Below are 21,560 nucleotides of genomic sequence, written 5' to 3'. Positions count from 1 at the left end.
TCAACCCACCCGCTGCGACGTCTATCTTTGCGGCTTCACTACCTGCTTTTCTGTGCCCCGACCAAAACCTGTTGTATACGGCCTCTATGGCTGGACGCCCGCTTACGGCTACCGCTACATTCACCCCGCCAACCGTCGCACCTTTGAGTGGCTAGAACCGGTAGGCAAGCTGTTCGAGAAGATTGACGAAACCGACGAGTGGCTGCTGCTGCGCTACGACGAGCAGCAGTTCAAAGTCAGCCCCGAGCTGTTCAAGGAACTTTACAACCGCCCTACCTTCAGCTTTGGCGACTTGGTGGAGGAGGTAGACCCGCCCGCTGGCCGGGCCGCTCACCGTGGCCTCATCTCCGACGTGTTTTGGGACGAAGCCACCGACCGCGCCACCTACCAGTTGGTAGAGCGCAAGCGCAAAGTGCGGCAGGTGTTTGAAGGCGATGAACTGCGGCTGGTATAGGTATTCTGCTGTTTTTCAGTTTTGTAGCGAAGGGTGGTTTCTGTTTGACGCGCTTCGGTAGGGCGCCTTGCTGGATTCTCTTGTGGTCTATTTCTGTTCAGAATGACGATTATATACCGTGAAAGAGAGAGATTTGCCCACCGCGGCGGTGCAACTTCGCAAACGCAACCGTAGTAAATAGACAACTTGACCGTATAGTCTGATTAGCGCCGCCTCTATCACAGGGTATTAAGTATGATAAATCCGTCGGCTTTTCTACAGACTATGGTAGAGGAGATGCCGCACTTCTTCTTCATTTATCAGGTGAATACCAAGCAGGTGGTATACGCTACTCCCGCCTGCGAGCAGTTGTTGGGGGTAGTGCCCGCACAAGCCACCGAGCAACTGCCGGAGTTGCTGAGTCGCCTGCACCCCGACGACCAACCCTACCTGGCCCGGTGCTGGAACCTGTGGGTGCGCGGCCATTTGCACGACGAGCTGGAATTCCGGGCGCGCCGCACCGAGGCCCCTGACCAGTGGATGTCTCTAGTATTAAGCCCTCATCAACAGCGGCTTGCAGACGGGGAGGTGCTGATTGGTGGCTTCCTGCGCGATGTCACCACGGAGCGCGATAACCTGGAAAATGCGAATAGGTTCAATGCCAAAAAGAACGCCACACTGGAAATCCTCTCGCACGATTTGGCGGGGCCTTTGGCGCTGGTGCAGCAAATCAGCGCAGCCATGCAGGCGCAAGTGCTACCCCTGGGCAATGCTAAACTCACGGAGGCCCTGGGCATTATGCAAACCATCTGCCACGACAGCGTGAACCTGATTCGTGACTTCGTGGACAACGAGTTCATGACATCGGCCAACGTGGAGTTGAAGCTGGACCGGGTAGACTTGGTGTGGCGGGTGAACCTGACCATGGAGGAATACCAACGCGCGGCGCCGCAACTCAACAAGCAGTTTCTCTTCCTGCCTGCTTCGGCTCCCATCTACGTCAACCTCGACGAAAATAAGTTCTTGCAGGTGCTCAATAACCTGATCAGCAACTCCATTAAGTTTACGCACGAAGGCGGCCACATCACCGTGCGGATAGAACAGCAGCCGGGCCAAGTGCTCCTGACGGTGCAGGACGATGGCATTGGCATTGCGCCGGAGTTGCAGCCGGGACTGTTTGAGCGCTTTACGAAGGCACGCCGCCCTGGTCTGCGGGGCGAGAAAACCACGGGTCTGGGCATGTCCATCATCAAAACGATTGTGGAGTTGCACCGCGGGCAGATATGGCTGGAGAGTGCCGAAAACCAGGGAACTACGTTCTACATCACCCTACCCTCGCTCGATTCCTGATGGCGTAGGCTGCGCTGTTTTTGGGTCTGAATGCTGCGTTGCCACAACCGAAAACCGGGCAGCGTAGGGTGGTAGTAGGCGCGGGTTAGTAAGCTGCGCACTAGCAACTCTAGGGCTTGGGAAGCCGTTTTGAAGGTTGAATTGCGGCGTAAACCGTCGCTACTGACCTTAACAACCAAACCCTGATGGAAAACAAACCAACCTCCCTACCCCCGCAGGCCCAGGACCAACAGCCCGGCCTGGAAACCGAAATGACCCCGCAGCCAGAATACATCCGGGCCAACTACAAGGGCAGCGAAAAGCTACAAGATAAAGTGGCCCTGATTACAGGCGGCGACTCCGGCATTGGCCGGGCCGTGGCCATCCATTTTGCTCGCGAGGGTGCCGACGTAGCCATCACCTACAAGCCCGAGGAAGAGCAGGACGCCTACGACACGCGCCAGTTGGTAGAAGCCGAAGGCCGCCGCTGCCTCACGCTGGCTGGCGACCTGCGCGACAAGCAGTTCTGCGAAGACATTGTGCAGCGCACTATAGATGAGCTGGGCAAGCTGAACATTGTGATAAGCAACGCCGCCGAGCAATTCGTGAGTACAGATGTGTCGGAGTTGCCCAACGAGCAATTCGAGGATACCTTCAAAGTGAATTTCTTCCCGATGGTATATGTGGTGAAAGCCGCCTTGCCGCACTTGCACGAAGGCGATTCTATCATTGCTACCTCCTCGATCAACGCCTACAAAGGCAACGAGCAATTGGTAGACTACACCTCTACTAAAGGTGCCATCACGGCCTATATTCGCTCTATATCGCAGCAGTTGGCCGATAAGAAAATCCGCGCTAACACGGTAGCCCCCGGCCCCATCTGGACTCCGCTGATTCCGGCTAGCTTCTCACCCGATAAAGTGGCCAAGTTTGGCCAGGACACCACCATGAAGCGTCCTGGACAGCCTTCGGAAGTAGCCCCGGCCTACGTATTCCTGGCGTCGGAAGACTCCTCGTATATCACTGGTCAGGCCATTCACCCCAACGGCGGCTCAGTGCTGAATACGTAAGCCATAGCATTTATTCGACGGTAACTGGGTGCAATCAGGTAGCAGTACGCTACCTGATTGCACCCAGTTGTTTTTAGCCCAGTCCCACGGCAATGCCCACTACCACCGCCACTGTCCCTAGTGCCAGCAGCAGCAGGTAGAGCGGGAAGGCAAACCGCCACCACGCGTCAAACCGCACGCCGCAGGCAGCTACAATGGCCATTAGGGCGCCGTTGGTAGGCGTTATCAGTTCGCATAGGCCGGCGCCGTATTGGTAGGCCAGCACTGTTACCTGCCGGGGTAGACCCAGCAAATCGGAGAGGGGAGTGAGGATAGGCATGGTGAGCACCGCCTGTCCACTCACCGAGGGAACTGGCAAGTGCAGAGCGGTATGCACCCCCATCATACCCAGCGCGGAAAGCGTAACCGGCAAGTGCGCCAGCGGCGCCGACAGGCTATTGACGATGGTATCGACTACCTGCCCCTGCTCCAGCACCACGAAAATGGCTCGCGCAAACCCAATCAAGAGCGCCGAGAAAGCGAGGTCGCGGAAACCAGCGATGAACGCCTCGGCGGTGCCGTTGAGACCCAGCCCACCGATCAGCCCAGCTGCTACCCCCAGCCCAAAAAATAAGGCGCCCATTTGCTCAAACTCCCAGCCCAACCGGAGTACCCCGTAGGTGAACACGCCAAACGCTACCAGCAGCAGCGCCAGCACCAGCCCGTGTCGGCCGTGGCTGGTTTCGGCTAGGGCGGCTTCCTCGGCGGCCACTTCCACCACCGGCTCCTGGCGGTGGCGCCGGGCAAAGCGCATGGTGCCGCCAATCCAAATCAGCAGCGCGCCAGCCAGAAACGCCAACCGAAACCCTGCCCCGGAGAGCAGCGGCAGTTGCGCCAGTTTCTGCGCAATACCTACCTGAAACGGGTTCAACGGGCTGAACGCGGCCCCCACGGCGGCGGCGCCCAAACTCACCGCCGCGGCCGTAATGGTAGGGTAGCCCAGCCGGCGCATCAGCACCAGCAATACTGGCACCAGCGGAATGATTTCTTCCTGCATATTTTCCAGAGCGCCCATAGTGGCAAACAGCAGCGACACGATGGGAATAACCAGCGCTTCGCGCCCGCGCAGGCGCACCAGCAGCCAGTCTACCCCGTGGCGCAACGCCCCCGTCTGATCCACTACGGTGAAGGCGCCGCCCGTCAGGAACACAAAGAAAATAACGCTGGCCGCGTCGGCCATTCCCTTCGGAATGTCCACAATTGCGGCCAGCGGATTTACTGGTGTGGGCGGCACGTGGTGGTAGGAGCCCGGCACCACTACGTCCCGGCCGGTAGCCGGGTCGGGCAGCCGGTTGAAGACGCCAGCCGGCAACAGATAGCTTAACAATAGCGCCAAGAGAATGAAGCCAAGCAGCAGCACCAGCGGATGCGGAAAACGAAGAGTTTTTTTCATGCCTAACGGCGGTGTGGGTAAGATAAAATTCAGAAAATCAAAGGATAGTGTACTGGTAGAAGAGCCGCTATCTTGCAAGGAATTCGCTTTTCAATGCTGCTGCCTACATACGGTATGGTTTGCCGCCTACGTTGGTTGGGAACCTGTTCTGGTAGTGTCGTAGTTGCTGCTATCATCGTCCTGCTTATGCAATTTACCGCTTTCAAGCTCCTGCCTCTTCCTCAGCAAACCACCTACTTGGTGCAGCACGGTCGTTTTTTGGCTGGGCAGCAGCAGGATAGTTTTGAGCTGCAACTATTTGCCTGTCACGACTTCTACGCGGAGATGTGGCGGGTGCAAGGGGAGGAGCGAGTTCTGTTTATTCATATTTTCCAGAATCCGGATTGTCTTTTCCATTATCTGGAAAAAATCATACTGCCGGGCATATAAAATCCGAAACAACTTAGGTAGCTTTGCTCAGAAGGAAAACGAAAGGATACGATGTCAACTATAAATGAGGCGGAATACTGGAAAACGCGCAAGCAAGTGCGGGAGGATATCCTGACCATTCGCAACGAATTACTGGACATAGTAGCTAGAAAGAGCGTTATAGAGCGTCGGTTGGAGCAGATGCAGAACGAGCTGGCAGTGCTCAACAGCGCCCTGCTCAACGAAGCGTACTACCTGCGCCTTGGCTACGCAGACTACGCGCTGGATGCCCCTAATATCTACGATACGCCCCTGATTGTGCATACCGTGCCCGTGCCGTTTGGCTCATATCGGGACGCCAGTATGGAAGGTGAGCAGCCGGTTCAACTATTCGGCCACGAGCGCACCGTGGAAGGCTTCCAACGGATAGCTATGCCCGAGACAGTGCCCGAACTGACGCACCACACCGGCCGCTACATCACCGACGCCCTCGGCAAAACCCGTTACCTGCTCGACGACCGCGTGCTGGCGGCCTTGCTTCAGCAAGATCCGGAGTCCTTCCGTCGCATCACCCGCAAAGATGCCGAAGGACAAATTTTGATTCAGGGTGAGTTCGGAATAGTACCATCCTACCAGGAAGCAGCGCCCGGCCGTATCTACGCCGATGAGGCGGAATATTATGGCGCCCTGGCCCGCTATTACACCGATATGTCGAAGCTGGCCGGCCTGAAAGGCCGCGAGCAGCACACCGCCGCGTAAGCAGCAGCCGGACAACTTGTAGGTCATTCATTTCCACTTACATAAAGCCTTTAACATAACACGCCCTCCACGGCTCAGGCCTGGGGGGCGTTTTGTTTTTGCTCTATCTTCCGGCGCTGGTGTTGACAGAAGACTGGGGCTATCAACTGCTACAACCGTTACCATAGTATACCACTGGCGCAGCGCTTCAATGGCGGCTCCTTGTTCTGGTTGCCGCAGTAGCTTTCGGGGTAGCAATACGTCATCAATATCAACGACGAACCGGACGACTTAACGGCATACTTTACGAGTTACCAGCGGGTAGGGGAAGTGCTGAATCCGTACGCCCGCGAGCAGGGCACTACCATTATGGTAGGCTCTAGCCCCACAACGGCCTTGCTAACGCGGGTGAGGCAGTAGCATCAGGCGGCACTCGAAGTGTGGGAGGGCGCTTCTGCCAAATAAGGAAGTAGCCAACGGTGCGGGTAGCATGTAGTTTTAGATAAAAAGCAAACTTGTTTCAGCAGTTAGACATTGTATTTTGCTTATTTATTATTGATTGAAAGTCAAAGCAATAGCTTTTTTATTCTCTGATTTAGAAATAGTAGCGCCTCGCCTGCTCAGATTTTCGGGTGGCAGTAGAGCCTGTTAGTTTTGAGACAGTGAAGGGCAGCAACCAGCTTGCCGGCTTCGCTGCAAATTCTACTGTTGTCTCCGTCAGTTGCTCTTAATTATGTGCGTCGTTCTGGTCATTATTCAAAGCCTGTGGGGCTGCTAGAAACCGCTACTTATTGCTGCGCATAAGAAGCCTTTCTAAGCCCCGCTCAGAAAGGCTTTTTGTTGACGAACTTCTCTCTTACCCTCTGCCTGCTTATGTACTTCACCAACCAAACGCTCGTTTTTCACGACGGTCAGTTTATATCAGCCGAGCAGGCGCAGTGCAGCCTGTATTCGCCTAGCCTACACTACGGCCACGCCGTCTTTGAAGGCATTCGCGCCTACGATACCGCCAACGGTACGCGCGTTTTCAAGATAAAAGAGCACTACGAGCGTCTGGCGTATTCCTGCCGCGCCACCAGCATCCCGCTGGCCTACTCGGTGCAGGAGCTGACGGACATCACCTACCAGCTGCTCGAAAAAAACAACCTTTCCAATGCCTACGTCCGGCCGCTGGTGTACGCCCCCGACCCCATGATGAGCATCAAGGCGCCTACTGCCAGCAGCCTATTTATGGCGGCGTGGGAGTGGGGCAATTACTTTAGCAATCAGCTCACGCGGCTCACCATTTCGCCCTACCAGCGGCCCAACCCTAAGTCGGTGCCCATTGAGGCGAAGGTGAGCAGCCACTACGCCAACTCCATCATTGCCAGCCACGAAGCCAAGCAGCGCGGCTACGATGAAGCCCTACTTCTAGACATCAACGGCTACGTGGCCGAGGGTCCCGGTGCCAACTTCTTCTATGAGTGGGACGGGGCGCTGTATACTGCGCCGGCCGGCAACATCCTGCAAGGCATCACCCGCAACACCATCATCGACTTGGCCCGCAGCCTGGATATTCCGGTGTTCGAGGAGTTCTTCACGCCCGAAACCCTACACCACGCCACCGGTGCTTTCCTCACCGGCACCGCCGCCGAGGTAGTCGGCGTAGCCTCCATTGACGACCACGTGTTTACGACGCCCTACGAGGAGACGATTGGCGCCAAGCTGGCTACTGCCTATTCGGCGCTGGTGCGGGAGGAGGTAGGGGCGCGTCGCACGCGCCCAGCCGTTGAACAGTCTGCTTAAGTATTCCAACCACGAACACGGGCGCGTGCAACGCGCCCCTACCTGCAACCGGTAACAACAACCATGATTCTCAATAAATACAGCCGCATCTACACCCAAGACGACGGCCTGCCGGCCTCCCAGGCCATGCTCATCGGGGCAGGCCTTTCGGATGCGGATTTGCGCAAGCCTTTCGTGGGCATCTGCTCCACGGGTTTCGAGGGCAACACCTGCAACATGCACCTCAACGGCCTAGCCGACGAGGTGAAGCGCGGCGTGGCGGCGCAGGGTCTGGTTGGGCTGCGCTTCAACACCATTGGAGTGAGCGACGGTATTACGAACGGCAATCCGGGAATGCGCTACTCTCTGGTTTCCAGGGAGATTATTGCCGACTCGATTGAGGCCATGGCGGGCGCGCACTACTACGACGCGCTGGCTACGGTGGTAGGCTGTGATAAGAACATGCCCGGCGCGATGATAGCCATGGCGCGGCTCAACCGGCCTTCGCTGATGGTGTACGGCGGCAGCATCCGGGGCGGCGAGTTCAAGGGGCAGCAGCTCAACATCGTGTCGTGCTTCGAGGCGTACGGGAAGAAGGTAAACGGGCAGATTTCGGAGGAGGACTACCAGGGCATCATTCATAATGCCTGCCCCGGCCCCGGCGCTTGCGGCGGTATGTACACGGCCAATACCCTGGCCGCAGCCATCGAAACCCTGGGCATGTCGGTGCCCGCGTCGTCGTCGCTGCCTGCTGAGAGTCCCGCCAAGGTGCAGGAGTGCCTCGATACGGGCGCCTACCTGCGCCGCTTACTAGAGCTGGATCTGAAGCCCCGCGACATCCTGACCCGCGAGGCGTTTGAGAATGCGCTGGTAGTCGTCACGGTGCTGGGCGGCTCTACCAACGCGGTGTTGCACCTCATTGCCATTGCCCACGCGGCCGGCGTGCACCTCACCATGGACGACTTCCAGGCTGTGAGCAACCGCGTGCCGGTGCTGGCCGACCTCAAGCCCAGCGGCAAATACTTGATGGAAGATTTGTCGAAGATTGGAGGCGTGCCGGCTGTGCAGCGCACCCTGCTCGACCACGGCCTACTCAACGGCGACCTGATGACGGTAACCGGCCGCACGCTGGCCGAAAACCTGGCCGACGTGCAGCCGCTCGGCGCCGAGCAAGACTTGCTGCGTCCGTTTGACAATCCCATCAAAGCCGATGGGCACATTCAGATGCTCTACGGCAACCTCGCCACCAAGGGTAGCGTGGCCAAAATCAGCGGCAAGGAAGGACTGCGCTTTGAAGGTCCGGCCATCGTGTTCAACTCAGAAGAAGAACTAAACCAGGGTATTACGGACCACAAAATCAAAGCTGGTCAGGTGGTGGTGATTCGCTACGTGGGGCCAAAGGGCGGACCCGGCATGCCGGAAATGCTGAAGCCTACCTCCGCCATCATGGGCGCCGGCCTGGGCGACAAGGTAGCGCTGATAACCGACGGCCGCTTCTCGGGTGGTACGCACGGCTTCGTTATCGGCCACGTCTGCCCCGAAGCCTACGACGGCGGCGGCCTGGCCCTGGTGCAAGACGGCGACTGGATCATCCTCGACGCCACCGAAAACACCATCAACGTGCAGCTCTCCGACGAGGAGCTGGCCCAGCGCCGCGCCGCCTGGCAGCGCCCGCCGCTACCCGTGCGCCAGGGTGTGCTGCTCAAGTACATCCGCACCGTGAGCGACGCCAGCCACGGCTGTATCACCGATCTACTCGAAGAAGACTATGTCAACGAACCAGTCCTTAGCCCAGCCAGTCGCTAGCCCGGCCGTTGCGACGGTAGCCCCCGAAACCACGCCTACTTCCGGCGCGGTAGCCACGCTGCAAGCGTTGATAGCCGAGGGCGTGGACACGATTTTCGGCTACCCCGGCGGTGCTATCATTCCTATTTACGATGCGCTCTACGACTTCAAGGAGCAGCTGCACCACGTGCTGGTACGCCACGAGCAAGGCGGTATTCACGCGGCTCAGGGTTATGCGCGGTCGTCGGGTAGGGTAGGGGTGGTGTTTGCCACCAGCGGCCCCGGTGCTACCAATCTGGTGACGGGATTGGCTGATGCCCAGATTGATAGCACGCCGCTGGTGTGCATCACGGGACAGGTGTTTGCTAGCTTGCTGGGTACCGATGCGTTTCAGGAAACCGACATCATCAACATCACCACGCCCGTTACGAAGTGGAACTACCAGGTGACGGATGCCAACGAAATTCCGGAGGTGCTGGCCAAGGCGTTCTACATTGCTCGCAGTGGCCGGCCCGGCCCGGTGCTCATCGACATCACCAAGAACGCCCAGATTCAGCAGTTCGATTTCGCCGGGTACACGCCCTGCCAGCACATCCGCAGCTACCGGCCCAAGCCCATTGTGCGCCATGAGTACGTGGAGCAGGCGGCCGCGCTGATCAACAAGGCCAAAAAGCCGTTCATCATCTGGGGCCAGGGCGTGATGCTGGGCGGAGCCGAGCAGGAATTCAAAACGTTTGTGGAGAAAAGCGGCATTCCGGCCGCCTGGACCATCCTGGGCGTGGATGCCCTACCCACCGACCACCCGCTGAACGTGGGCATGCTGGGCATGCACGGCAACTACGGCCCAAACGTCCTCACCAACGAGTGCGACGTGCTGATTGCCATTGGGATGCGCTTTGATGACCGCGTGACCGGCCGCCTCGACAAGTACGCCAAGCAGGCCCAGATCATCCACCTCGACATCGACCCCACCGAAATCGGCAAGAACGTGCCCACGGCCGTGCCCGTGTGGGGCGACTGCAAGGAAACCCTACCCCTGCTCACGGCCTTGGTAGAAGAGAAGCAGCACACCGCCTGGCGCCAGCACTTCGACGAATTTCGGGACAAAGAAGTGGCGGCCGTTATCCAAAACGAGCTGTTTCCTACCTCCGAGGAGCTGACGATGGGCGAGGTGATTCAGCAACTGAACGAGCTGACCGGCGGCGACGCCATTGTGGTAACCGACGTGGGCCAGCACCAGATGGTGGCCTGCCGCTACACCAAGTTCAACCAGAGCCGCAGCAACATCACCTCGGGCGGTCTGGGCACCATGGGTTTCTCCCTACCCGCCGCCATCGGCGCCAAGTTTGGGGCACCCAATCGCACCGTGGTAGCCATCATCGGTGACGGCGGCGTGCAGATGACGATTCAGGAGCTGGGCACCATCATGCAAACCGGCGTCAACGTCAAAATCATCATCCTCAACAACCAGTTTTTGGGCATGGTGCGGCAGTGGCAGGAGCTGTTCAACGACCGGCGCTACTCCTTCGTCGACATTGCCAGCCCCGACTACGTGCAGGTAGCCAAGGGCTACTACATTGCTGGTCAGCGCGTTTCGGAGCGCTCAGCCCTGCGTAACGCCCTGCGCACCATGTTGGAACACGACGGTTCCTACCTCTTGGAAGTGATGGTGACCAAGGAAAACAACATCTTCCCGATGGTGCCGCAGGGGTGCAGCGTGGCGGAAATCAGACTTAAATGAAGCTGCTAGCTGCTAGCTATTAGCTGTTAGCTCTCGTGCAACAAAACGTTTCCACTCAGCTAGCGAATCGCTACTTAACTCAACGTCAACGGGCGGCTTTCCTACAACAGAATCTGTCAGAACGTCAAAGCTAACAGCTAATAGCCACCAGCTAACAGCTTAAAATTATGCGTCAAGAATATAATATCACAGCCTACACCGAAAACCAGATTGGCCTGCTCAACCGCATCGCCATCATCTTTTCGCGCCGCAAAATCAACATCGAGAGCCTGAATACCTCGCCTTCGGAGATTGAGGGCATCCACCGCTTCAACATCGTGATTGTGGAAACGGAGGAGGTAGTGCGCAAGATTGCGGGGCAGATTGAGAAACAGGTAGAGGTGCTGAAGGTGTACTACAACACCAACGAGGACGTGATTTGGCAGGAAATGGCCCTCTACAAAGTGCCTACCGATGTCATTGCCGAAAAAGCTTTGGTAGAGCGCCTGCTGCGCGAAAACGGCGCCCGTGCCGTGGTGATTCGCAAGGATTATACGGTATTCGAAACCACTGGACACCGCGAGGAAACTGACAACCTCATCAAGGTTTTGCAGCCTTATGGCTTGATCGAATTCGTGCGCTCGGCCCGCATTGCCATCATCAAGGATAGCGAAGGTTTCAACAAGAAACTGCGCGAGTTTGAGCAGCGCGAACCCGGCTCGGAAGTAGTCGAAAACGAGTACCTGAACAGCCGGGAAAAGGTCTTCACGATGTAGCGGCACAACATCTTGTGTTACTACCCCGCACCAATTGAAATTCACTAGAAATCAACACTCAACCTTTAAACACTCAACCCTTCATTATGGCAACCATCAACTTTGGCGGCGTCGACGAAACTGTAATCACCCGAGACGAATTTCCGCTGTTTAAGGCGCAGGAGTTTCTCAAAGATGAAACGATTGCCGTACTCGGCTACGGCGTGCAGGGTCCCGGCCAGGCCCTGAACCTGCGCGACAACGGTTTCAACGTCATTGTGGGCCAGCGCGAAGATTCGGCGTCGTGGCAGAAGGCGGTGGAGGACGGCTGGGTGCCCAGCGAAACGCTGTTTGGGCTGGAAGAAGCCGCCGAGCGCGGTACCATTGTGTGCTATCTGCTCTCCGATGCCGGCCAGATTGCGCTGTGGCCCACTATTAAGGAAAAGCTGACGCCCGGCAAAACGCTCTACTTCTCGCACGGTTTCGGTGTGACCTTCAACGACCAAACCGGCATCGTGCCGCCCAAGGACATCGACGTGATTCTGGTAGCGCCCAAGGGTAGCGGCACCAGCCTGCGCCGCCTGTTTGTGGCCGGCGGCGGGTTGAACTCGTCGTTTGCTATCTTCCAGGATGCCAGCGGCGAAGCTTTCACCAAAGCCACTGCCCTGGGCATTGGGGTAGGCTCGGGCTACCTGTTCCAAACTGACTTTAAGAAGGAAGTGTACTCCGATCTTACCGGCGAGCGGGGCGTGCTGATGGGTGCTTTGGCTGGCATCATCGAGGCTCAATACCAGGTGCTGCGCCAGCGCGGCCACTCGCCCTCTGAGGCCTTCAACGAAACTGTAGAAGAACTGACCCAGAGCCTAGTGCCGCTGGTAGGCGAAAACGGCATGGACTGGATGTTTGCCAACTGCTCGGTAACGGCCCAGCGCGGCGCCCTCGACTGGAAAGGCAAATTCCGCGAAGCCACCCTCCCCGTGCTCAACGACCTGTACGACAGCGTGGCCTCGGGCGCCGAAGCCAAACGCACCATCGAGCGTGGCTCCACCCCCGACTACCGTGAGAAGCTGCAAGAAGAGCTGAAGGAAGTACGCGAGTCGGAGCTGTGGCAGACCGGCGCCAAAGTGCGCGAGCTGCGCTCTAATACGACCAACGTAGAGGCGTAAGACAGGACCCCACCCCCCGGCCCCCTCCCCTCCGGGAGAGGGGGAGCCAAATGATTTAGCTGTTAGCGGATAGCTGTTGGCTGATAGCTCTTGTTCAACGAAAAGCTAACAGCTAACAGCCATCAGCTAGTAGCTCCTGTCACGGCTCCCCCTCTCCCAGAGGGGAGGGGGCTGGGGGGGCGGGGTTAAAGTCAGAACTCATGCAGTGGAACGCCGATACCTACACCCAAAAGCACGCCTTCGTCTTCCAATATGGTGCGGGGCTGATTGACTTGCTGGCCCCGCAGCCGGGCGAGTTGATCTTGGATTTGGGTTGCGGTTCCGGCGAGCTGACGCAGCAACTAGCTAATGCCGGTGCCGAAGTCGTTGGCATAGATGCCTCGGCGGAAATGATCGATAAAGCCCGCGGGCAGTTCCCTACCCTCGATTTCCGGGTAGGCGATGGAGCTAGCTTCGAGCTGCCGGAGCGTTTCGACGCTGTTTTCTCCAATGCCGCGCTGCACTGGATGCCCAACGCGGCGGCGGTAGTGCAACGCATGTACCAGCACCTACAGCCCGGCGGCCGTTTGGTAGCAGAGTTTGGTGGTCAGGGCAACGTGGGACAGATCGTACGTGCGCTGTTGCGCCACTTGCACCAGCGTGGCCACATGCATATTCAAGCCGAGTGGTGGTATTTTCCCTCACCCGGTGAATACGCAACGCTGCTGGAGCAACAGGGCTTCCGGGTGCAGCTGGTGCAGCACTACGACCGGCCTACCCCGCTTGCCGACCCTGAAACCGGCCTAACGGATTGGATTCAGCAATTCGGTGCCAACTTCTTTGCAGAGGTAGGAGCTGAAGAGCAAGCCGATATCCTGGCGGCGGTGAATGCTGAATTATGCCCCGTACTGTTTCAGGACGGGAAATGGGTAGCCGATTACAAGCGGTTGCGCGTGGTAGCTCAAGCGTAAGTGTATGATGGCGCGGGGCTGTGCCCCGTGTCAACTATTGGCAGGCCTCTGGCCTGCATCGCCAGAACAACTTGGCTCAAATACCGCTAACGGTCCGCACGGCAGCAGGCCAGAGGCCTGCTAATAGTTGACACGGGGCACAGCCCCGCGCCAGTACCACTGAATGAACTGCCGCCTTTTACATTAATTCTCCATGCAAGAACCTGCTACTTCCGTCCCTGCGGTGGCCGTCACCCTAGACCACGTACAACAAGCGGCGCGCACGCTGGAAGGCGTGATTCTGAAGACGCCGCTGCTACAAAATCTGTGGTTGTCGCGCACCTACGAGGCCGCCGTGTATCTCAAGCGGGAGGATTTGCAGATAGTGCGCTCCTACAAGATTCGGGGGGCATACAACAAGATGGCCACGCTGCCGCCCGCGCCGGGGGGTAGGGAAGTGGTGTGCGCTTCGGCGGGCAATCATGCGCAGGGTGTGGCCCACGCTTGCCAGCTGCTGGGCGTGCGTGGCTATATTTTCATGCCTGCCCAAACGCCCGCCCAGAAGGTAGATAAGGTGCGCCTGTTCGGGAAAGAGCAGGTAGAGGTAGTGCTGGTAGGCGCTACGTTTGATGATACCTACCACGAAGCCAAGGCCTTCTGCGACGCCCACGACTACACCTTCGTGCACCCGTTCGATGACCCGGCCATTGTGGCGGGCCAGGCGACGGTAGGGCTGGAGGCGCTGCAACAGGCTACCTTCAACATCGATTATTGCTTTATGCCCATTGGCGGCGGTGGACTGGCCTCCGGGGTAGGGAGCGTGTTTCGGCAACTGAGTCCGCACACCAAGCTGATTGGCGTGCAGCCGGCCGGCGCCCCTTCTATGCACAATTCCATTAAAGTGCACCAGGAGCGGCGGGCCTTGGAAACCATTGAGAGCTTTGTGGATGGCGCAGCCGTGAAGTGCCCCGGCGAGCTGACCTACCAGCTCTGCCGCGAACTGCTCGACGACGTGGTGCTGGTGCCCGAAGGCCAGGTGTGCGCCGATTTGCTGAAGATGTACAACGAGGAAGGCATTGTGCTGGAACTGGCCGGTACGCTCAGCATCTCGGCCCTACGCCAGTACGCCGATGAAATCAAAGGCAAAAACGTGGTGTGCGTCATCAGTGGCTCCAACAACGACATCACCCGCATGGAGGACATCAAGGAGCGCGCCTTGCGTTTCCAGGGCCTCAAGCACTACTTCATGGTGACGTTCAACCAGCAGCCCGGCGCCCTGCGTACTTTCGTCAACAACGTGCTGCAACCCGAGCAGGACATCATTCACTTCCAGTACATCAAGAAAAACAACAAGGAAAAAGGTCCGGTCTTCGTGGGTATTGAAGTACAGCAATCCGGTGACGAAGAACTGATTAAGGCCCGAATGGTGGAAGAAGGCTTCAGCTACGAATACCTCAACGGCAAGCCCGATTTCTTGGCCTTGCTGGTGTAGGGGCGCGTTGCACGCGCCCATCGTCAGAAGGTAGGTAACCATTTATCATAGCTGTCATCCTGAACGCAGTGAAGGACCTTCTCCCCTTAGAACGACCATCGTACCAACGACTCGTTCTAGGGGAGAAGGTCCTTCGCTCCGCTCAGGATGACAGTATGTTTGTCTACCCTAACGTCACTCTTCACCAGCCTTCCCGTACTTTCGGCGGAAACAACGCCCGCTATGCTCTCCGCGAAACACCTGCTGCTACTGCTCCCCATTTTCCCTACCCTCAGCCACGCGCAAGGGCCGGCCGTTACTACCGGTGTCTCGCATGAACTGGCGCAGCACCGGGCGCAGGTGTTGCGGCAGGTGGCGTATCGGCTGCATTTCAATGTTCCACCGCAGGTGACGGAGCCGATTCCGGCCACGGAGGAAATCACGTTCCGGCTGCTCGACAACGCGGCGCCGCTGCAACTCGATTTCAAGGAGAAGCCCGACCATGTGGGCCGCATCACCGTGAACGGTCAGCCGCAGCCGCTAACGGTGCAGCAGGAGCACTTGGTCATTCCCGCATCGGCGTTGCGGGTAGGGGAGAACCGCGTGGCCATCGATTTCACGGCCGGTGACTTGTCGCTGAACCGCAACCCGGAATACCTCTACACGCTGCTCGTGCCCGACCGCGCCCGCACGGTGTTTCCCTGCTTCGATCAGCCCGACGTGAAGGCCGTGTTTCACCTCACGCTCACGGTGCCCGCTGATTGGCAGGCCGTGGCCAACGGTCCGGTGGCCGATTCGAGTAGGGTAGGGGCACGGCAGACCTACCGCTATCAGCCCTCCGATACCATCAGTACCTACCTGTTTGCCTTCGTGGCGGGCAAGTTCCGGCGCACGGCGCGCCAGCCGGAGGGGCGGCCCATGCACCTGTACTACCGCGAAACCGATGAGGACAAAATCAGCCGCAGCCTGGGGCCGATTTTCGATATTCAGGCTGGGGCACTGCGGTTTCTGACTGAGTACACCCAGATTCCCTACCCCTTCCGCAAGTTCGACTTCGCGGCGCTGCCCGACTTTCAGTACGGCGGCATGGAGCACGCGGGCGCCATCGACTACAAAGCCAGCACGCTGTTTCTGGACGAGGGCGCGACTCGCGACCAACTCAACGCCCGCGCCAACCTGCTGGCCCACGAAACGGCCCACATGTGGTTTGGCGATTTGGTGACCATGCGGTGGTTCAATGATGTGTGGACCAAGGAGGTGTTTGCCAACTTCATGGCCGACAAAATCAGCGAGGTGACCCAGCCCGATGGCAATTTCGACCTAAAGTTTCTCACCGACCACTACCCCGCCGCCTACGCCGTAGACCGCACCGCCGGGGCCAATCCCATCCGGCAGCCGCTGGATAACTTGCAGGACGCGGGCTCGCTCTACGGCAACATCATCTACCACAAAGCGCCCATCATGATGCGCCAGTTGGAACGGCTGATGGGCCCTGAGGCCTTCCGCGACGGCCTGCGCACCTACCTCAAACGCTACGCCTACCGCAACGCCACCTGGCCCAACCTCATCCAGATCCTCGACGAGCGCACGCCCACCGACCTGCAAGCCTGGAATAAAGTATGGGTGAACGAGCCCGGCCGCCCGCAGTTCGATTACTGGCTACGCGTACAAAATGGCAAAATCAAGCGCTTCAACATCGACCAAAAAGGCGAAGACGGCAGCCGCCGCGTGTGGCCGCAGCAGTTTGAGGTAGCGCTGGTCTACGCCGACCACGTGGAGGAACTAACCGTGGACATGCGAGCCGAAAAGGTGCGTGTGCGCGAAGCCGAGGGCAAACCCGCGCCGCGGTTTGTGCTGTTCAACTCGTCGGGGCAGGGCTATGGGCTGTTCCCGGTGGACGAGCAAAGCCTGCCCTACCTGGGGCAGCTGCAAAGCCCGGTGATGCGGGCTGCCGCGTATATCAATCTCACGGAGAATATGTTGGCTGGTCGGCGGGCTGTGTCGCCCGCGCAACTGCTGACGCTGGTGCGGCCGCTGTTGGCGCAGGAGTCGGAAGAGCTGAATCTGAACCTGTTGCTCGACCAGCTCACGACCGTGTTCTGGCGTTTTACGCCGCCCACCCAGCGCCCGGCGCTGGCCGCTACCCTGGAGCCGGAGCTGTGGCAGGCCATGCAGCAGGTGGAAGCCCCAAACAAGAAAAAGCAGCTGTTCAAGACCTACACCAGCATTGCCCTAAGCCAGGCCGCGCAGGACCGACTGCACACTATCTGGCAAACCAAGCAGCCGCCCGTCGGCGTGAAACTCTCCGAAGACGACTACACTGATCTGGCCGCTGCGCTGGCCCTGCGCGCCTACCCCGGCCATCAGCAAATCCTGCAAACCCAGCTCCAGCGCATTCAAAACCCCGACCGACGTCTGCGCTTGCAGTACCTGCTACCGGCGCTGTCGGATGACGTAGCCACGCGGGACGGCTTTTTTACGGGCCTAGCTGAGGAGAAAAACCGCGAGAAGGAAGCCTGGGTGCTCTCGGCGCTGGGCTACCTGCACCACCCGTTGCGCGCCGCCACATCCGAAAAATACCTGCCGCAGAGCCTGGCGCTACTCGAAACCATTCAGCGCACCGGCGATATTTTTTTCCCGCAGAGTTGGTTGCAGGCCACGTTTCGGTGGTACCAAACGCCCACTGCCGCTGCTATCATTCGCGACTTTTTGCGGGCAAACCCTACCTACAATCCGAAGCTGAAAGCGAAGGTATTGCAGGCGGCTGATAACGTGTTTCGGGCAGAGAAATTGGTAGGCGAAAAGGGCACTACTGCGGCTGGTCAGTAACAGCCTTTTATGGATTGCTGATTTAGGGTTGTTTACGCACGGACGAGGTGCGTTTGCGCGCACATTTTTGATTTTAGCAATACTTTGTTGCAATGCTTTGCTATATTGGAAGCAAGTAGGCGAAATCTATAGGTTTCGCTTCACCACTTTTTGCCCGCAATTCAACCGCCCTTCCCTATGAATCTGTTTACTCGTACGCTGGCTTTGGCCTCTCTTTCTGTGCTCTGTGCCCGTGCCGGGCAAGCACAGGAGCAAGGCATTCACCAGCAGTCAACGCTGTACGAAGCGCCTACCGACCCGCTGGTAAAGAAGAAGCTGGACAAGTGGCAGGACCAGAAGTTTGGGCTGATTCTGCACTGGGGCTTGTACGCGGTGCCGGGTATTATTGAGTCGTGGCAACTTTGCTCCGAGGACTGGGTGGAGCGCGACAGCACCGTGGCCTACAACGACTACAAAAAGTGGTACTGGGGCCTGAATAAGGAGTTTGACCCGGTGAATTTCAACCCCGAGGAGTGGGCCAGCGTGGCCAAAAAAGCCGGAATGCGCTACCTGGTGTTCACCACCAAGCATCACGACGGCTTCAACATGTTCGACACCAAGCAGTCGGACTTCAAGATTACCAACGGCCCGTTCAAGGACAATCCCAAGGCCAACGTGGCCAAGTATATCTTCGACGCCTTCCGGAAGCAGGACTTCATGATTGGCGCCTACTTCTCGAAGCCCGACTGGCACTCCCAGGACTTCTGGTGGTCGAAATACGCCACACCCAACCGCAACGTAAACTACGACATCAAGAAGTACCCGTGGCGCTGGAAGAACTATCAGGACTTCACCTACAATCAGATCAGTGAGCTGATGCACGACTACGGCTCGATGGACATTCTGTGGCTCGACGGTGGCTGGGTGCGCCCCCGCGAAACCGTGACCGACGAAGTGCGCGCCTGGGGTGCCCCCATTCCCGAGTTCAGCCAGGAGGTGAACATGCCCCGCATTGCCAATATGGCCCGCCAGGCCCAACCCGGCCTGCTGATGGTAGACCGCACCGTGCATGGCCCCTACGAGAACTACCAGACGCCCGAGCAGCGCGTGCCTGACCATAAAATCGACAACCCCTGGGAAAGCTGCCTCACGCTGGCCAACAACTGGGGTTACGTGCCGAACGACACCTATAAGTCGCCCACCAAAGTCATTCACTCTCTGGTAGAGGTGGTTGCCAAAGGCGGCAGCCTGCTGCTAGGGGTAGGCCCCAAGCCCGACGGCACCCTGGCCGACGAGGCCGTGACGCGCCTTACGGCCATTGGCAAGTGGTTGGATGTGAACGGCGACGCCATCTACAGCACCCGCGCCACCACGCGCTACCAAGATGGCAGCACTTACTTCACGCAGGGAAAAAAAGGCACGCGCTACGCCATTGCGCTTTTGCCCGAAGACAAAACTGCCCCCACCACGGTAGCCTGGACCGGTAATGCCCCAAAGAAGGGTAGCAAAATGACCCTGCTGCAAACCGGCAAGTCGGTGAAATGGACCCGCACCGGCGACAAGGTGCAGGTGACGCTACCTACCTCGCTTGCCAAGCAAGCGGGCACCTACCCAGCGCTGGCGTTTGCCTACGCGGCGGAGTAAACAACGATTCACCCCACCCCCAGCCCCCTCCCCTCCGGGAGAGGGGGAGCCGTTACCGGAGCTATTAGCTGATATCTGTTAGCCGTTGGCCTCGTTCAACAGAAGCTAACAGCCATCAGCAACAGCCTAGTCATCTGGCTCCCCCTCTCCCGGAGGGGAGGGGGCCGGGGGGTGGGGTCCCACACTAGAACAATCGCCATGACCATCCTCACCCGCTCCCTGCTCGCCCTGCTGCTGCTTGCCAGCCTACCCACCCAGGCGCAGAAGAAACACACGTTTGTTATCAAAGACGGGCAGTTTCTCTACGACGGCAAGCCTACCCAAATTCACTCGGGGGAGATGCACTACGCCCGCGTGCCGCAGCCGTACTGGCGGCACCGGTTGAAGATGATGAAGGCGCTGGGCCTGAATACGGTAGCCACGTATGTGTTCTGGAATTACCACAACACGGCACCCGGCATGTGGGATTTCAAAACCGGCAACCACAACGTGGCGCAGTTCGTCAAAACGGCGCAGGAAGAGGGGCTGTTTGTGATACTGCGGCCGGGGCCGTACGCCTGCGCTGAGTGGGAGTTTGGCGGCTACCCGTGGTGGTTGCAGAAAAACAAGGACCTGGTGATTCGGGCCAACAACCAGCCGTTTCTGGATTCCTGCAAGGTCTACATCAACAAGCTGGCTGGGCAGGTGAAGGGCTTGCAAGTGAGCAAGGGCGGCCCCATCATCATGACGCAGGTGGAGAATGAGTTTGGCTCTTATGTGGATCAGCGCAAGGATATTCCGCTGGAAGAGCACCGCAAGTACAACGCCGCTATCAAGCAGCAGCTCACCGAAGCTGGGTTCGAAGGGCCGTTTTTTACTTCCGATGCGGCAGGACTGTTTGAGGGCGGCGCTACACCGGGCGCCCTACCCACTGCCAACGGCGAGGGCAACGTGGACGCCCTAAAAACGGCCGTGAACCAGTACCACGGCGGCCAAGGCCCCTACATGGTGGCCGAGTACTACCCCGGCTGGCTCGACCATTGGGGCGAGCCGTTTGTGCGCGTGCCCACCGAGCAAGTGACCCAGCAGGTGGAAACCTATCTGAAAAACGGCATCAATTTCAACTTCTACATGGTGCACGGCGGCACCAACTTCGGCTTCACCTCGGGGGCCAACTACAGCAAGGAGCACGACATTCAGCCCGACATCACCAGCTACGATTATGACGCGCTGATCAGCGAGCCGGGCTGGGCTACGCCCAAGTACACGGCCGTGCGGGCCCTGATGCAGAAATACGTGAAGTACGCCGTACCGGCTGTGCCCGCCCAACTTCCCGTGGTGACGATACCCGACATCATTCTGGAAAAATCAGTGGATGTGTTTGATCTGAAAAACGACATTCAGCCGGTGGTAAGCACCCGGCCGCTGTCGTTTGAGGAGCTGAACCAGGGGTCTGGGTACGTGCTCTATAGTCGGCGGTTTGGGCCGGCGGCGCAGGGCCAGCTGGCGGTGCCGGGCCTGCGCGATTACGCCACCGTGTACGTGAACGGCCAACTGGTAGGGGAGCTGAACCGCCAGGACAACCGCTACACGCTACCCGTGCAAATTCCCGCCAACGGCACCCTGGAGTTGCTGGTCGAAAACATGGGCCGCATCAACTACGGCGCTGAAATTGTGCATAATATGAAGGGCATCATTGAGCCCGTAACCCTCGACGGCACGGCCGTTGCCGGCGACTGGCAGATGTACAAAATGCCCTTCGACAAGGTGCCCGACCTGACCCGCTACATCTCCAAAAACAAGGAAGGACGCCCTGCCCTCTACACGGCTAGCTTCGACGTGATGCAGCCCGGCGACACGTTTCTGGACATGCGCGACTGGGGCAAGGGTATTGTCTTCGTGAACGGCCACAACCTGGGCCGCTACTGGAAAATTGGCCCCCAGCAAACGCTCTACGTGCCCGGCTGCTGGCTGACGAAAGGCAAGAACGAAGTAGTGGTGTTTGAACAGCAAAACAAGAAGCTGCAACAAGCCCTGAAAACCGTTGACAAGCCGATTCTGGACGAGTTGCTATCTGCGAAACCAGCAAAAACTGCCACTCCGTAGCGAATGCCCGACATAGGTTTCGG

17 protein-coding genes are annotated in these 21,560 nt (G+C 58.5%); 15 read left to right on the top strand and 2 right to left on the bottom strand.

Features of this window, described 5'->3' with window-relative positions:
- Window positions 1–52 precede the first annotated feature (52 nt).
- Together J4D97_RS08515 and J4D97_RS08510 are read left to right on the top strand one after the other, a co-directional pair.
- A complete protein-coding gene (locus tag J4D97_RS08515) occupies window positions 53–454 on the top strand; it encodes a DUF6960 family protein (RefSeq protein ID WP_208307198.1) in 402 nt (133 codons plus the stop codon).
- A 264-nt stretch (window positions 455–718) separates the two neighbouring features.
- Window positions 719–1,783 carry a PAS domain-containing sensor histidine kinase gene (locus tag J4D97_RS08510; protein WP_208307197.1) on the top strand — a complete coding sequence of 355 codons (1,065 nt, stop codon included), beginning with the start codon at window positions 719–721 and terminating at the stop codon, window positions 1,781–1,783.
- On the opposite strand, the gene J4D97_RS23730 is transcribed toward J4D97_RS08510, so the two are convergent.
- Complete coding sequence (locus J4D97_RS23730; protein ID WP_279592427.1) at window positions 1,753–1,884, bottom strand: hypothetical protein; 132 nt, start codon at window positions 1,882–1,884, stop codon at window positions 1,753–1,755. The two genes, J4D97_RS08510 and J4D97_RS23730, sit on opposite strands and share 31 nt — an antisense overlap.
- A gap of 84 nt (window positions 1,885–1,968) precedes the next feature.
- Between J4D97_RS23730 and J4D97_RS08505 the strand changes: the two genes are divergently transcribed.
- Window positions 1,969–2,832: an SDR family oxidoreductase gene (locus J4D97_RS08505; protein WP_185280718.1), complete on the top strand. Its 864-nt coding sequence runs from the start codon at window positions 1,969–1,971 to the stop codon at window positions 2,830–2,832.
- Between the two features lie 73 nt (window positions 2,833–2,905).
- Here J4D97_RS08505 and J4D97_RS08500 read toward each other — a convergent pair whose 3' ends face one another.
- Window positions 2,906–4,264, bottom strand: a complete 1,359-nt coding sequence (locus tag J4D97_RS08500) for a YfcC family protein (protein ID WP_208307196.1) — start codon at window positions 4,262–4,264, stop codon at window positions 2,906–2,908.
- A gap of 186 nt (window positions 4,265–4,450) precedes the next feature.
- Here J4D97_RS08500 and J4D97_RS08495 point away from each other — a divergent pair, with 186 nt between their 5' ends.
- The 12 genes from J4D97_RS08495 (at window position 4,451) to J4D97_RS08440 (ending at window position 21,537) form a co-directional block, all read left to right on the top strand.
- Window positions 4,451–4,693, top strand: a complete 243-nt coding sequence (locus J4D97_RS08495; protein ID WP_208307195.1) for a hypothetical protein — start codon at window positions 4,451–4,453, stop codon at window positions 4,691–4,693.
- Window positions 4,694–4,744: 51 nt separating this feature from the next.
- On the top strand, window positions 4,745–5,431 hold the full coding sequence (locus tag J4D97_RS08490) for a hypothetical protein (RefSeq protein WP_208307194.1): 687 nt from the start codon (window positions 4,745–4,747) through the stop codon (window positions 5,429–5,431).
- 852 nt (window positions 5,432–6,283) lie between these two features.
- Window positions 6,284–7,195 carry a branched-chain amino acid transaminase gene (locus tag J4D97_RS08485; RefSeq protein WP_208307193.1) on the top strand — a complete coding sequence of 304 codons (912 nt, stop codon included), beginning with the start codon at window positions 6,284–6,286 and terminating at the stop codon, window positions 7,193–7,195.
- Between the two features lie 63 nt (window positions 7,196–7,258).
- Window positions 7,259–8,980 carry a dihydroxy-acid dehydratase gene (ilvD, locus tag J4D97_RS08480; RefSeq protein WP_208307192.1) on the top strand — a complete coding sequence of 574 codons (1,722 nt, stop codon included), beginning with the start codon at window positions 7,259–7,261 and terminating at the stop codon, window positions 8,978–8,980.
- Window positions 8,943–10,700 (top strand): biosynthetic-type acetolactate synthase large subunit, encoded by a 1,758-nt coding sequence (ilvB, locus tag J4D97_RS08475; protein WP_208307191.1) that lies wholly within the window; start codon window positions 8,943–8,945, stop codon window positions 10,698–10,700. The genes ilvD and ilvB overlap by 38 nt, the downstream gene beginning before the upstream one ends.
- A gap of 167 nt (window positions 10,701–10,867) precedes the next feature.
- Window positions 10,868–11,455: an acetolactate synthase small subunit gene (gene ilvN, locus J4D97_RS08470; RefSeq protein WP_208307190.1), complete on the top strand. Its 588-nt coding sequence runs from the start codon at window positions 10,868–10,870 to the stop codon at window positions 11,453–11,455.
- 86 nt (window positions 11,456–11,541) lie between these two features.
- Window positions 11,542–12,600, top strand: a complete 1,059-nt coding sequence (ilvC, locus tag J4D97_RS08465; RefSeq protein ID WP_208307189.1) for a ketol-acid reductoisomerase — start codon at window positions 11,542–11,544, stop codon at window positions 12,598–12,600.
- Between the two features lie 200 nt (window positions 12,601–12,800).
- Window positions 12,801–13,550, top strand: coding sequence for a methyltransferase domain-containing protein (locus J4D97_RS08460; RefSeq protein ID WP_208307188.1), 750 nt, complete (start codon window positions 12,801–12,803; stop codon window positions 13,548–13,550).
- 193 nt (window positions 13,551–13,743) lie between these two features.
- Window positions 13,744–15,021: a threonine ammonia-lyase IlvA gene (gene ilvA / locus J4D97_RS08455; protein ID WP_208307187.1), complete on the top strand. Its 1,278-nt coding sequence runs from the start codon at window positions 13,744–13,746 to the stop codon at window positions 15,019–15,021.
- A gap of 222 nt (window positions 15,022–15,243) precedes the next feature.
- Window positions 15,244–17,829 (top strand): M1 family metallopeptidase, encoded by a 2,586-nt coding sequence (locus J4D97_RS08450; protein WP_208307186.1) that lies wholly within the window; start codon window positions 15,244–15,246, stop codon window positions 17,827–17,829.
- 177 nt (window positions 17,830–18,006) lie between these two features.
- Window positions 18,007–19,452, top strand: coding sequence for an alpha-L-fucosidase (locus J4D97_RS08445; protein ID WP_208307185.1), 1,446 nt, complete (start codon window positions 18,007–18,009; stop codon window positions 19,450–19,452).
- Window positions 19,453–19,650: 198 nt separating this feature from the next.
- On the top strand, window positions 19,651–21,537 hold the full coding sequence (locus J4D97_RS08440) for a beta-galactosidase (RefSeq protein ID WP_208307184.1): 1,887 nt from the start codon (window positions 19,651–19,653) through the stop codon (window positions 21,535–21,537).
- Window positions 21,538–21,560: the final 23 nt, after the last annotated feature.

It is taken from the genome of Hymenobacter defluvii, from assembly GCF_017589435.1.
In the GTDB taxonomy this organism is placed as follows: domain Bacteria; phylum Bacteroidota; class Bacteroidia; order Cytophagales; family Hymenobacteraceae; genus Hymenobacter; species Hymenobacter profundi.
Note: the sequence above shows the minus strand (reverse complement) of the source record. Positions and strands in the feature narration are given on the sequence as shown.

Bases quoted from the DNA above. Each gene is read 5' to 3' on its own strand.
- J4D97_RS08510 (WP_208307197.1), top strand. From the start codon at position 719: ATGGTAGAGGAGATGCCGCACTTCTTCTTCATTTATCAGGTGAATACC.
- J4D97_RS08505 (WP_185280718.1), top strand. From the start codon at position 1,969: ATGGAAAACAAACCAACCTCCCTACCCCCGCAGGCCCAGGACCAACAG.
- J4D97_RS08500 (WP_208307196.1), bottom strand. From the start codon at position 4,264: ATGAAAAAAACTCTTCGTTTTCCGCATCCGCTGGTGCTGCTGCTTGGC.
- J4D97_RS08495 (WP_208307195.1), top strand. From the start codon at position 4,451: ATGCAATTTACCGCTTTCAAGCTCCTGCCTCTTCCTCAGCAAACCACC.
- J4D97_RS08490 (WP_208307194.1), top strand. From the start codon at position 4,745: ATGTCAACTATAAATGAGGCGGAATACTGGAAAACGCGCAAGCAAGTG.
- J4D97_RS08485 (WP_208307193.1), top strand. From the start codon at position 6,284: ATGTACTTCACCAACCAAACGCTCGTTTTTCACGACGGTCAGTTTATA.
- ilvD (WP_208307192.1), top strand. From the start codon at position 7,259: ATGATTCTCAATAAATACAGCCGCATCTACACCCAAGACGACGGCCTG.
- ilvB (WP_208307191.1), top strand. From the start codon at position 8,943: ATGTCAACGAACCAGTCCTTAGCCCAGCCAGTCGCTAGCCCGGCCGTT.
- ilvN (WP_208307190.1), top strand. From the start codon at position 10,868: ATGCGTCAAGAATATAATATCACAGCCTACACCGAAAACCAGATTGGC.
- ilvC (WP_208307189.1), top strand. From the start codon at position 11,542: ATGGCAACCATCAACTTTGGCGGCGTCGACGAAACTGTAATCACCCGA.
- J4D97_RS08460 (WP_208307188.1), top strand. From the start codon at position 12,801: ATGCAGTGGAACGCCGATACCTACACCCAAAAGCACGCCTTCGTCTTC.
- ilvA (WP_208307187.1), top strand. From the start codon at position 13,744: ATGCAAGAACCTGCTACTTCCGTCCCTGCGGTGGCCGTCACCCTAGAC.
- J4D97_RS08450 (WP_208307186.1), top strand. From the start codon at position 15,244: ATGCTCTCCGCGAAACACCTGCTGCTACTGCTCCCCATTTTCCCTACC.
- J4D97_RS08445 (WP_208307185.1), top strand. From the start codon at position 18,007: ATGAATCTGTTTACTCGTACGCTGGCTTTGGCCTCTCTTTCTGTGCTC.
- J4D97_RS08440 (WP_208307184.1), top strand. From the start codon at position 19,651: ATGACCATCCTCACCCGCTCCCTGCTCGCCCTGCTGCTGCTTGCCAGC.